Source organism: Rhodococcus sp. O3 (assembly GCF_048897285.1).
In the GTDB taxonomy this organism is placed as follows: Bacteria; Actinomycetota; Actinomycetes; order Mycobacteriales; family Mycobacteriaceae; genus Rhodococcus.
The window spans coordinates 1-11,792 of the sequence record NZ_JBMBTE010000140.1 but is presented as its reverse complement, the minus strand read 5'-3'; the positions used below and the strand labels follow the sequence as shown (position 1 = coordinate 11,792).

Genomic DNA, 11,792 nt, shown 5'->3' with positions numbered 1-11,792 from the left:
GGCGCTCGAGGTGCCCCGACCCGACTGGCCCGCGAACGCGCATCTGATCGGCCCGCTGCTGTGGGAACCGACCGAGACCGTGCTGACCCCGCCGCCCGGCACCGGCCCGCTGGTGATGGTGGCTCCGTCCACGGCGACCACCGGTGTCGTGGGCATGCTCGACGCCGTGTGCACCGCGCTGGACGGAACCGGGATGCGGGTAGCGGCGACCATGCTCGACGGAGCCGACGGGGAACTGCCGGACTGGGCGGTCGCGGGCCGGGGCCGCCAGGATCTCCTGCTCGAGCAGGCCGACGTGGTGGTGTGCGGCGGCGGTCACGGGATGCTCGCGAAGGCGCTGAGTGCCGGAGTGCCCGCGGTGATCGTGCCCGGGGGCGGCGACCAGTGGGAACTGGCCAACCGGGCCGCCCGGCAGGGCAGCGCGCTGGTGGTGCGGCCGCTCGACCCCGTGGCGGTGCTCACCGCGGTCGAGACGATCCTGAGCGAGAAGCGTTTCGCCGCGGCCGCCCGCAGTGCCGCGGCGACCGCGAACCGGGTCGAGGATCCGGTGCAGGTCTGCCGGACCGTGGCCACTTCCTGAGCAACCCACCTGCCTGAGCACCCCACCGTTTCGACGCGACCGACCGGCGCCCACTACCGTGGACGGGGTGCGATTGACGGAATTCCACGAGCTCGTCCGGATCGAATTCGGGCAGCTCCACGGCGACGCGTTGCTCCGCGACCACGTGATTCTCTCGCTCGGCGGTCTCACCCCGGCCGAGGCGATCGAAGCAGGTCAGGAGCCGCGAGAGGTGTGGCGGGCCATGTGCGAGGAGTTCGACGTGCCGCCCTCACGCCGGTGACGCGACGAGCTGGAACGCATCGTTCGAACAATTGTTCGCCTATGCTGGTGTCGTGCACGGTGGCGTAGTTGTCCACAGGCGCCGGATCCGTCCACAGATCCGGTGGCTCACCGGTCGCCACGACGAACTTGTCGGTACCGGGCTCTAACGTCGTCGACAACAAGACGAGATTCGATGAAGGGGACCACGATGGCAGCACAGGCACACGACCGCGAGAAGGCGCTCGAGCTCGCCCTCGCGCAGATCGACAAGAGCTTCGGCAAGGGCTCCGTGATGCGACTGGGGGAGGAGGCCCACCAGCCGATCGCGGTGATTCCGACGGGATCGATCGCGCTCGACGTCGCACTCGGTATCGGCGGTCTGCCGCGCGGCCGCGTGGTCGAGATCTACGGTCCGGAATCCTCCGGTAAGACGACGGTCGCGCTGCACGCGGTGGCCAACGCACAGGCCAACGGCGGCATCGCCGCGTTCATCGACGCCGAGCACGCGCTCGACCCGGAGTACGCCCGCAAGCTCGGTGTCGACACCGACGCGCTGCTGGTGTCCCAGCCGGACACCGGTGAGCAGGCACTCGAGATCGCGGACATGCTGATCCGCTCCGGCGCGCTCGACATCATCGTGGTCGACTCGGTCGCGGCGCTCGTGCCGCGCGCCGAGATCGAGGGCGAGATGGGCGACAGCCACGTCGGTCTGCAGGCCCGCCTCATGAGCCAGGCGTTGCGTAAGATGACCGGTGCCCTCAACAACTCCGGCACCACCGCGATCTTCATCAACCAGCTGCGCGAGAAGATCGGCGTCATGTTCGGCTCGCCCGAAACCACCACGGGCGGTAAGGCTCTGAAGTTCTACGCCTCCGTCCGACTGGACGTGCGGCGGATCGAGACGCTCAAGGACGGCGGCGACGCCGTCGGTAACCGCACCCGCGTCAAGGTCGTCAAGAACAAGGTTTCGCCGCCGTTCAAGCAGGCCGAGTTCGACATCCTCTACGGTCAGGGCATCTCCAAGGAGGGCTCGCTCATCGACATGGGTGTCGAGCAGGGCATCGTCCGCAAGTCCGGATCCTGGTACACCTACGAGGGCGACCAACTCGGCCAGGGCAAGGAGAACGCGCGCAAGTTCCTGCTCGAGAACACCGACATCCGCGACGAGATCGAGAAGAAGATCAAGGAGAAGCTCGGTATCGGCGCCGTCGTCACCGACGAGGCCGAGGAAGCTGCGGACTTCTGACGCACCCTGCGTCGGGTGGTGGGCTCGGTCGACGACCGGGCCCGCCACCCTGGCATCATGGCCGCCATGACCGCGCGGCCGATTCGATTGTGTTTCTTCGGTGATTCGTTCGTCGCGGGAGTCGGTGACCCCGCGCACCGCGGCTGGGCCGGTCTGCTCGCCGAACACGCCCGGCCGGCGCTCGGTGACGTCGACTTCACCGTCTACAACCTCGGTGTCCGCCGCGACACGACCGCCGATGTCCGTGCCCGCTGGCTCGACGAGGCCCGCTGTCGCTTCCCGGACGGGTGCGACAATCGCCTGGTCCTCTCGTTCGGTGTCAACGACACGACGTTGCTGGACGACCCGGCGCAGCAAGGGGATTCGACGCGGGTGCAGCCCGCGGATTCGGTGACCAACCTCACCGCGATCCTCGACCACGCCCGCGCGTGTGGCTGGCCGGTGTTCGTCGTCGGTCCGCCACCGGTTGCCGACGAGCAGCAGAATGCACGCACCCGGCGCCTCGACGGACTGTTCGCCGAGGTGTGTGCCGAGCGGAACGTACCGTACTGCCCGGTCTTCGAGCACCTCCACGGCGACACCGCGTGGATCCGGGAAGCGGCGGCGGGGGACGGGGCGCACCCGTCCGCGCAGGGATACCGCGACCTCGCCGACGTCGTGCAGGGCGCGTGGATCACGTGGATCCGCTCGGCCGCCGCTGTCGGTGGGGCCCGCTAATGTGCCGGACATGGACGATCCCACGACTCCGGACCCGCACTCGGCCCCCTCGTCCGGGCGGGGCCGTCGAGGTCCGCGCCCGGAACCCGGAGGGGGCACGGAGGCGCAGGCCAAGGACGTGTGCCTGCGGCTGCTGACCGACCGGGCACGCAGCCGTGCCGAACTGGCCACGAAGCTCGCGGAGAAGGGGTTCACGGCGGAGATCACCGAGCGCACCCTCGACCGGCTCGCCGCGGTGGGCCTGGTCGACGACGCGGACTTCGCGCAGCAGTGGGTCCGGTCCCGGCACCTGTACGCCGGCAAGGGCAAACGCGCGATCGCACTCGAACTGCGCCGCAAAGGAATCGGGCAGCAGGACGCCGCGGAGGCGCTGGACCAGATCGACAGCGACGACGAACGCGAGCGCGCCGTCGAACTCGTACGCAAGAAACTGCGCACCCAACCGCCGCTGCCGACCGAGGGTGATCGACGCGAGATCGCTGCCGAGCGGGACAGGCTCGTGCGCCGGCTGGTCGGCATGCTGGCGCGACGAGGCTATTCCCAGGGCATGGCGTTCGACGTGGTGCGCAGTGAACTCGCCGAATTCGGATCGGACGCAGACGGTTTCGAGAACGGCTGAGATTGCGGGTCCCTGGTGTCCGCCCGGTGCCGACACGGTCGCGGCGGTAGGAACTTGTGGTGACGCGTCGCGTGTGATTCAGTCGTCGATGCCAAACTGAATCGAGATCGGGGGGAAATTTCGTGCAGTCGAAAGTTCGGCGCGGCGTGGCGGTTTCGGCCGTGCTGGCAGCGGGGATCATCGGTGGTCTCACCGCCGGAGGCGGAGTCGGCTCCGCTATGCCAGGGGGATGTCAATCGCTTGTATCCCCTTCGGGGAAAGCGACTTCGACGCATTGTTCGACCGGAAGTGGGCAGTTCCAGGCGGTTGCGGTCTGCCGCGATGCCGAGCGCGGGACCACCGTCTATCGCTATGGGGTATGGACGTCGCCGGGCCGGCAATCCATCGCATACTGCCAGGGCGTCGAGTACGCCTCGGATGCCGGTGTGAATCTGAAGAACTGAAGATCGGGGGGATTTTCGGATGATCGATAAGAGTCGGGTATTCGCGTGGGGAGCAGCGCTCGCACTGGGATGCGGCCTCGCGTTCGGGGGTCAGGCGTCGGCGGCGGGGTGGCCGACCGACTGCACGTATCGCACGATCGACATGGGTGCCACCGCCACGTGCTTCGGTGGCGGTGGCCAGTTCCGGGCTGTCGTCACCTGCACCGCGATAGACGGCCGGACCGTCACCAGGGTGGCTCCGCGATGGATGCGACCCGGTGAGGGAGCGTCGTTCGTGTTCTGCCCGGAATACACCGTTGCGGCGATCCACGCGGGAATCGAATCGCAGCCCGGATGAGAACGGTCCGGTCGTTGCAGCCGTGACGCGACGCGGTGTGGCGGTCCCGACAGTGAGTACAGGGGACCGCCACACGGTTCGCGTTCCGATGTCACGGCTTCTGCTCGCCGGTGATGTCCATGCCGGGAACCGCCATCACCGGGATGGTTTGCGGCTCTTCGGGTGTTACGGCGCCCTTCTTGCGGCGACCGGCCCGCAGCTGCTTCTCGACCCGGGTGGCCAGTACCGTCAGCGAACTGTTCAGCACGATCATGATCGCGGCGACCACCAGTAGCGACGGCAGATAGTTACCGTAGAACGCGCCGAGCTGCTGGCCCGAGCGTACGACCTCGACGTAGCCGATGAGGTACCCGAGCGCCGAATCCTTCAGCGCCACCACCATCTGCGAGATGATCGCCGGCAGCATCACCGTGACGGCCTGCGGAAGCAGGATCAGGCGCATGACCTGGTTCTTGCGCATACCCAGGGCGCTCGCCGCCTCGGTTTGCCCGCGGGGAAGCGACCGGATGCCGGCGCGGACCAGTTCGGCGATCACCGACCCGTTGTACAGGGTCAGGCCGGTGACCACCGCGGCCAGCGCAAGATACGAGGACTTGAACACCCGGTACTCGGCGAAGAGCTGATACATGAAGATCATCAGGATCAGCACCGGCACGGCGCGGAACAGTTCGACGACGAACCCGCACACCATGCGCACAGGGCGGTGATCCGAGAGGCGGCCGATGCCGAGGATGAAACCGAGGATCAGCGCGAGCACGATGGACAGTGCCGCGGCGATCAAGGTGCCCCGAATGCCGGGGAGCAGGTAGGTGGTCCACGATGTGGACTCGAGGAACGGCTCCCACTTGGCTGCGGTGAGCTGTCCCTTGTCGTCGAGCGCGCGGTACACGACGTATCCGGCGGCGACGAGCAGGATCACGACCAGCGCGGAGATCGCATGGTAGGTCGCTCGGGCCCGCGGGCCGGGGGCGTCGTAGAGGACGGTTGCGCGGGCGCTCATCGTGCCACCTCGTAGCGCTTTCCGAGCCAGCCGAACAGCAGGCCCATCGGGAGGGTGAGGATGACGAAGCCGAGGGCGAAGATGCCACCGACGAGGAAGATCGCCGCTTCGGTCTCGATCATCTCCGACATCAGCAGTGATGCTTCCGCCACGCCGATCACGGACGCGATCGTGGTGTTCTTCGTCAGCGCGATCAAGACACTGCCGAGCGGCGCGATGACCGCGCGAAACGCCTGGGGAAGCACGATCAGCCGCAGATTCTGAATGAACGTCAACCCCAGCGACCGCCCCGCCTCGGATTGGCCGACGTGGACGGTGTTGATACCCGAGCGCAGAGATTCGCACACGAACGACGCGGTGTAGACGCTCAGCCCGAGTACCGCCAGACGGAAATTGTTGTCGATGATGAACGTCGGCGACGACTGAGGCGCCAGATTCACGCCGAGGACCTGGGACAGGCCGAACAGGCAGAAGATGATGATCAGCGTGAGCGGGGTGTTGCGGAAGATCGTCACGTACGCGGCCGCGAACGCGCGTGCCACCGGAATCGGCGACACCCGCATCGCGGCGAGGATCGTCCCGAGGACGAGCGCACAGATCGCGGACAACACGGTCAGCTGGATGGTCGTCCAGAACGCGTCGAGTAGTTGGCTGCCGTACTTGTTCAACAGGTCCACAGATCAGCTCCAGGGCTCGGATCGATGCCGGGCAGTGCCCTCGGCGGGGCCGGGAACGGTCGTCACCGGTCCGGCCGGTCCTCGATTCCGTGGGACCGGCCGGACCCGTGGGTCACTCGACGGTCGGCGGGTTCTCGGGTGAGGGCTGGTAGCCGGACCCACCGAAGTTCGCATCGAAGGATGCCTGCCACGCGCCGCTCGCGATCATCTCGGTGATGGCATCGTTGATCGCGGTGCGGGACGCCTCGTCGCCCTTGGCCAAACCGATGCCGTAGCGCTCGGTCGTGAACGGCTCACCGACGACCTTGAGCTCGCCCGGGTATTGAGCCGCGTATCCCGCGAGGATGATGTCGTCGGTGGTCAGCGCATCGACGCTGCCGTTGCGGAGCAGCTCCACACACGCCGAATAGGTGTCGACCTCCTGCAGCTGCACCTGCTGGGCGAAGTTCTCCTTGACGTTCTGGGCGGGGGTCGAACCCTTCACCGAGCACAACTTCTTGTTGTTGTTCAGCGACTCGGGGCCCGTGATGTCGGTGTTGTCGGACCGCACCAACAGTGACTGGCCGGCGATGAAGTACGGACCGGCGAAGTCCACCTTCTCCTTGCGGCTGTCGGTGATCGAGTACGTGCCGACGATGTAGTCGACCTCACCGTTCTGGATGAGCGTCTCACGCTGCGCGGACGGCGCTTCCTTGAACGTGATGTTTTCCTCGGTCACGCCGAGCTGACCGGCGACGTACTTCGCCACGTCGACGTCGAAACCGCTGAAGGTACCGTCCGGGTTGCGCTGTCCGAGCCCCGGCTGGTCGAACTTGATGCCGATCGTCAGATTCCCGGCCTCGGCGGACTCGAGGGCGCTTCTCTGCTCCTCGCCGCCACACGCGGTGGCGGCGAGCGCAACGGCGAGCGCGCCGAGGCCCAGGCGGACGGTGCGGGACAGTTTCATTCGGACTACCTCCAGTGATCGGGCTGACGGGTCAGTGGCTGAGGATCTTGCCGAGGAAGTCCTTCGCGCGATCGGACTTCGGGGCGGTGAAGAAGGTGTTCGGGTCGGTGTCCTCGACGATCTGCCCGTCCGCCATGAACAGCACGCGGTCGCCGGCCTTGCGGGCGAAACCCATCTCGTGGGTGACGACGAGCATGGTCATGCCCTCCTTCGCGAGGGAGGTCATCACGTCGAGCACCTCCTGGACCATCTCGGGGTCCAGCGCGGAGGTGGGCTCGTCGAACAGCATCACCTTGGGGTTCATCGCCAGGGCGCGGGCGATGGCGACGCGCTGCTGCTGGCCGCCGGACAGTTGGGCCGGATACTTCTCGGCCTGATTGGCGATGCCGACCCGCTCGAGCAGCGCGAGCGCATCCTTCTTCGCCTCGGCCTTCTTCTTCCTGCGGACCTTCAGCGGCGCGAGCATCACGTTGTCGAGGATCGTCTTGTGGGCGAACAGGTTGAACGACTGGAACACCATGCCCACGTCGGCACGCAAGGCGGCGAGTGCCTTGCCCTCCGCGGGCAGGACCTTGCCGTCGACCTCGATCCGCCCGGAATCGATCGGTTCGAGCCGGTTGATGGTGCGGCACAGGGTGGACTTGCCGGAACCCGACGGCCCCAGCACGATCACCACCTGGCCGCGCGGGATCTCCAGATCGATGTTCTGCAGCACGTGCAGGGACCCGAAATATTTGTTCACGTTCGCCATCGAGATCATCGACGGCGTGGAGGTCTTCTCCATATCGACAGCCTCTGGTGCCATGTCCAGGACCCTATGCGGTGGCAGGCACCCACGACCGGATTTTGCGGCACGACGCGCGGCAGGAAACGGAACTTTTGCGACACGGGTACGGGCTGCGGCCCGACCAGGGCAGATACGGCACGGTTCTGGGCCTGAGCTACCCTGAGACGTGTCATTGATCGACGATGAAACCATCTCCGACTCCCCGGCCGACGCCCGAACGTACGAAGTTCGCACGTACGGCTGCCAGATGAACGTGCACGATTCGGAGCGGCTGTCCGGTCTGCTGGAGGAGGCGGGCTTCGCGAAGGTCGCCCCGGGTGGCTCGCCCGACCTGGTCGTCTTCAACACCTGCGCGGTGCGGGAGAACGCCGACAACAAGCTGTACGGCAACCTGAGCCACCTGCGTCCGGTCAAGGACGAGAACCCGGACATGCAGATCGCGGTCGGCGGCTGCCTCGCCCAGAAGGACCGCGACATCGTCGTGAAGAAGGCGCCCTGGGTCGACGTGGTGTTCGGCACCCACAACATCGGCAACCTGCCCGCGCTGCTCGACCGCGCGCGGCACAACCGCAAGGCCGAGGTGGAGATCCTCGAGTCGCTCGATGCGTTCCCGTCGACCCTGCCGGCCAAGCGTGAGTCCGCCTACGCCGGGTGGGTGTCGATCTCCGTCGGCTGCAACAACACGTGCACCTTCTGCATCGTGCCGTCGCTGCGCGGCAAGGAGGTCGACCGGCGTCCCGGCGACATCCTCGCCGAGGTCCAGGCACTCGTCGACGAGGGCGTGCTGGAGGTGACGCTGCTCGGCCAGAACGTGAACTCGTACGGCCGCTCCTTCGCCGATCCGGACCAGCCCCGCGACCGCGGCGCGTTCGCCGCGCTGCTGCGCGCGTGCGGGCAGATCGAGGGACTCGAGCGCGTCCGGTTCACGTCGCCGCATCCGGCGGAGTTCACCGACGACGTGATCGACGCCATGGCGCAGACCCCCAACGTGTGCCCCCAGCTGCACATGCCGCTGCAGTCCGGCAGCGACCGGATTCTGCGCGCGATGCGGCGCTCGTACCGCAAGGAGAAGTTCCTCGGGATCATCGAACGGGTGCGCGCCGCGATGCCGCACGCGGCGATCACCACCGACATCATCGTCGGATTCCCCGGCGAAACCGAAGAGGACTTCCAGGAAACCCTCGACGTCGTGGAAAAGGCCCGGTTCACCAGCGCCTTCACCTTCCAGTACTCGAAGCGTCCGGGTACCCCGGCCGCGGAGATGGACGGCCAGCTTCCCAAGGCGGTCGTGCAGGAACGCTACGAGCGCCTGATCGCGCTGCAGGAACGGATCACCCTCGAGGAGAACCGCAAGCTCGTCGGCACCGAGGTCGAGTTGCTGGTGGCCGCCGGGGAAGGCCGCAAGGACGCCGAGACCGCCCGTATGAGCGGCCGCGCCCGCGACGGCCGGCTGGTGCACTTCCGCCCCGAGGGGAACACCGACGGTGCGGTGCGTCCCGGCGACATCGTCACGATCGTCGTCAGCGACGCGGCCCCGCACCACCTGGTCGCCGACACCCCGATCCTGACGCACCGCCGCACCCGGGCGGGCGACCACTTCGAACAAGGACGTATGCCCAAGACCCCGCCGATCGGCGTGGGACTGGGACTGCCGAAGATCGGGGTTCCCGAACCCCTTCCGACACAGATGGGATGTGACGCATGAGCGCCGCACCGAACGACGGCGCGGACGACCCGATGGACGAAGTCCTCGGGGACCTCGAACAGGCCGAACGCAAGATCGCGAGCGAGATCGATCCCGGCGCGCGGGCGGTCGTCGTCGCCGTCGGCGTTCTGATACTGCTCGGCTCCTTCAGCCTGCCGCACGCGGGAGCCGCCAACGCCTGGGAGATCCTGTCGTTCGGGCAGGACGCCGTCGCCGAGGACATCGCGCTGCCGTCACGCATCTTCGTGTGGCTGGCACTGGTCTTCGGCGGGGTGTGCTCGATCCTGGCGTTGCTCACCCGCAAGTGGGTGCTCGCGTGGCTGGCCCTGGCCGGATCCGCCGTCTCCATCGTCTTCGGCATGCTGTCGATCTGGACCCGGCAGACGCTGCCCGTCGGCTCGACGGCCGCCGGGCCGGGCATCGGCCTCGTCCTCGGATGGTTCGCGGTCATGCTGCTGACCTTCCACTGGACGAGGGTCGTGTGGGCGCGCACCTCGCTGCAGCTCGCGGCGGAAGCGGAGCTGCGCGAGGCCGCCGCCGAGGAGGAACGCAGGGCCGAGAGGGAACGCAAGGGACTGTCCGGCACCGACGACAACCCGTGACCGACCCGCGGTTCGACATCAGCTTCGACATCGGCACGGAAACCCCGCAACACGGAAAACCCCGCGTCACCGACTCCGGTGACGCGGGGTTTTCCGTCTGTGACTCCGGTCAGCGCTCGCCGATGGCACCCTCGGCCGCGTCGGCCCATTCGCGCCACTGCTGAGCCTGCGCGAGTGCCTTCTCCGCGTCCTTCGCGCGTCCGGCCGCGGTCGCCTTCGCAGCCTGCTCCTCGAACTGACGCACCCGCTCCCGGAACTGCGCGGCACGGGCCAGGGCTTCGGGGTCGGTGCGGCGCCATTCGGACTCGGCGGCTTCGTGCACCCGCTTCTCGATCGCCCGCAGGCGGGACTCCAGATCGTGCATCCGCTCGCGGGGAACCTTGCCGATCTGCTCCCACTTGTCCTGCAGTTCCCGCAGCTGCGCGCGGGCGAGGTCGATGTCGCCGGACGGATCGATCGAGGCGGCGTCGAGCAACGCCTCCTTCGCCCGCGCGTTCTCCTCGAACTCCGCGTCCCGCTCGGCGCTCGCGGCGTTGCGGGCGGCGAAGAACACGTCCTGCGCACCCTTGAAACGCTTCCACAGCTGGTCGTCCGCCTCGCGGGGCGCGCGCCCGGCAGCCTTCCACTCCGTGAGCAGATCCCGGAACGCCGCGGCGGTCGCACCCCAATCGGTGGAATCCTGCAGCGCCTCGGCGCGCGCGACGAGTTCCTCCTTGCGGGCCTTCGCGGCGGCTCGTTCACGGTCGAGTTCGGCGAAGTGCGCACCGCGGCGACGGTTGAACGCCTCGCGGGCCTTCGAGTAGCGCCGCCACAGCGCGTCGTCGACCTTGCGGTCCACGCCCCGGATGGACTTCCACTCCTCGAGGATCTCCCGCAACCGGTCGCCGGCGGCCTTCCACTGGGTGGACTCGGCGCCGATCTGTTCCGCTTCCGCGGCGAGCGCCTCCTTGCGGGCGGTGTTCTCCGCCCGCTGGTGCTCCTTCTCGTGCTTGGCGGCCGTCGCGGCCTTCTCCGAGTCCGCGACGATCGTCGCAAGCCGCGCGGCCAGACCGTCGAGGTCGCCGATCACCGCGGCGGTCGGCAGCGACTCCGCCAGCGCCTCCGCGGCGGCTCGCGTCTTCTTCGCGTCGCCGGAACCCGACGCGAGCCGGGACTCGAGGATCGCGACCTCGGTCGCGAGATCGTCGAAGCGGCGCCCGAAGTGCGCGAGACCCTCGGCCGCGTCTCCGGCCTGCCACGAACCGATGCACCGTTCACCCGCGGAGGTCACCACCCATGCGGTGCCGTCCTCGTCGACCCGGCCGAACAGACTCGGGTCGCTCGCGGGCACCGTCGGCGTCGCCGCATGCACGTGCGAGGGCACCGGATGCGGTTTCGGGGTGTGCTCCGCGCCGGGGCGCGGCGCACCGGGCGTGGGCGCCGGCTTCGGGGCCGCGGGTGCCGGCACGGCACCGGATTCTCGAGTTGCGCTCGCGTCCTGTGCGTTGGGGTCGGTCATCGGGGTCCTCATCTCTGCCGCGCGGCACGGCTGCCTGGTCGCATGGCTCATCCGTAGGTCCGCCGCGGGTGCCTCCGCGACGACGTCCGCCCACTATTGAAACAGGTCGCGCCCTCGCGGGGCGCCCGGTCCGGTCGACTACCGTGGCTCGTGTGCTGACCGCTGCGGTATTCGTGCCGTCCCCGCCCCTCCTCGTGCCCGAGCTGAACGGCCTCGCCGCGAACGAGACCGACGAGCTGCGCAGCGCCGCGCTCGCCGCCGTCTCCGAGATCGGGGACTGCACCGAGTGGGTCGTCGTCGGGACCGGCCGGGACGTCGAACGGATCGCGGCGACGGCGACCGGCACGTTCCGCGGCTACGGCGCGGACGTGCGTGTCGGCCTCGGCCCCGAT

The 11,792-nt window shown here is 68.2% G+C and carries 13 protein-coding genes and 1 pseudogene; 9 read left to right on the top strand and 5 right to left on the bottom strand.

The features are described 5' to 3' along the window. From ACN675_RS24890 to ACN675_RS24865, 6 genes are all read left to right on the top strand, one after another. Positions 1-580: glycosyltransferase (locus ACN675_RS24890; protein WP_420753381.1), on the top strand; the 580-nt coding region annotated here is incomplete at its 5' end. Positions 581-647: 67 nt separating this feature from the next. After that, a complete protein-coding gene (locus tag ACN675_RS24885; protein ID WP_197252590.1) occupies positions 648-842 on the top strand; it encodes a DUF3046 domain-containing protein in 195 nt (64 codons plus the stop codon). Between the two features lie 189 nt (positions 843-1,031). After that, positions 1,032-2,069, top strand: a complete 1,038-nt coding sequence (gene recA, locus ACN675_RS24880) for a recombinase RecA (protein ID WP_197252591.1) — start codon at positions 1,032-1,034, stop codon at positions 2,067-2,069. Between the two features lie 57 nt (positions 2,070-2,126). Continuing rightward, positions 2,127-2,786, top strand: a complete 660-nt coding sequence (locus tag ACN675_RS24875; RefSeq protein WP_420753380.1) for a GDSL-type esterase/lipase family protein — start codon at positions 2,127-2,129, stop codon at positions 2,784-2,786. Positions 2,787-2,796: 10 nt separating this feature from the next. Then, on the top strand, positions 2,797-3,405 hold the full coding sequence (recX, locus tag ACN675_RS24870; protein ID WP_420753379.1) for a recombination regulator RecX: 609 nt from the start codon (positions 2,797-2,799) through the stop codon (positions 3,403-3,405). A 462-nt stretch (positions 3,406-3,867) separates the two neighbouring features. Beyond that, entirely contained in the window at positions 3,868-4,185 is a 318-nt protein-coding gene (locus ACN675_RS24865; protein ID WP_420753378.1) for a hypothetical protein, read from the top strand. A gap of 91 nt (positions 4,186-4,276) precedes the next feature. On the opposite strand, the gene ACN675_RS24860 is transcribed toward ACN675_RS24865, so the two are convergent. The 4 genes from ACN675_RS24860 to gluA all read right to left on the bottom strand — a co-directional run bounded on the left by ACN675_RS24860 (position 4,277) and on the right by gluA (position 7,568). Then, on the bottom strand, positions 4,277-5,185 hold the full coding sequence (locus ACN675_RS24860) for an amino acid ABC transporter permease (protein WP_420753377.1): 909 nt from the start codon (positions 5,183-5,185) through the stop codon (positions 4,277-4,279). Beyond that, a complete protein-coding gene (locus ACN675_RS24855) occupies positions 5,182-5,862 on the bottom strand; it encodes an amino acid ABC transporter permease (protein WP_420753376.1) in 681 nt (226 codons plus the stop codon). Before ACN675_RS24855 ends, ACN675_RS24860 begins: the two co-directional genes overlap by 4 nt. Before the next feature lie 112 nt (positions 5,863-5,974). Further along, a complete protein-coding gene (locus ACN675_RS24850) occupies positions 5,975-6,808 on the bottom strand; it encodes a glutamate ABC transporter substrate-binding protein (RefSeq protein ID WP_420753375.1) in 834 nt (277 codons plus the stop codon). A 31-nt stretch (positions 6,809-6,839) separates the two neighbouring features. Then, on the bottom strand, positions 6,840-7,568 hold the full coding sequence (gene gluA, locus ACN675_RS24845) for a glutamate ABC transporter ATP-binding protein GluA (RefSeq protein WP_420753382.1): 729 nt from the start codon (positions 7,566-7,568) through the stop codon (positions 6,840-6,842). 193 nt (positions 7,569-7,761) lie between these two features. Between gluA and miaB the strand changes: the two genes are divergently transcribed. Then, the gene (miaB, locus tag ACN675_RS24840) at positions 7,762-9,300 is read left to right on the top strand and encodes a tRNA (N6-isopentenyl adenosine(37)-C2)-methylthiotransferase MiaB (RefSeq protein ID WP_420753374.1); all 1,539 of its coding nucleotides are present in this window, start codon (positions 7,762-7,764) and stop codon (positions 9,298-9,300) included. Beyond that, positions 9,297-9,902, top strand: a complete 606-nt coding sequence (locus tag ACN675_RS24835) for a hypothetical protein (RefSeq protein WP_420753373.1) — start codon at positions 9,297-9,299, stop codon at positions 9,900-9,902. The genes miaB and ACN675_RS24835 overlap by 4 nt, the downstream gene beginning before the upstream one ends. Before the next feature lie 109 nt (positions 9,903-10,011). On the opposite strand, the gene ACN675_RS24830 is transcribed toward ACN675_RS24835, so the two are convergent. After that, a complete protein-coding gene (locus ACN675_RS24830; RefSeq protein WP_420753372.1) occupies positions 10,012-11,400 on the bottom strand; it encodes a DUF349 domain-containing protein in 1,389 nt (462 codons plus the stop codon). Positions 11,401-11,552: 152 nt separating this feature from the next. On the opposite strand from ACN675_RS24830, the pseudogene ACN675_RS24825 reads away from it, so the two are divergent. Then, positions 11,553-11,792 (top strand): annotated as a pseudogene (locus ACN675_RS24825) (hypothetical protein); the annotation flags it as partial.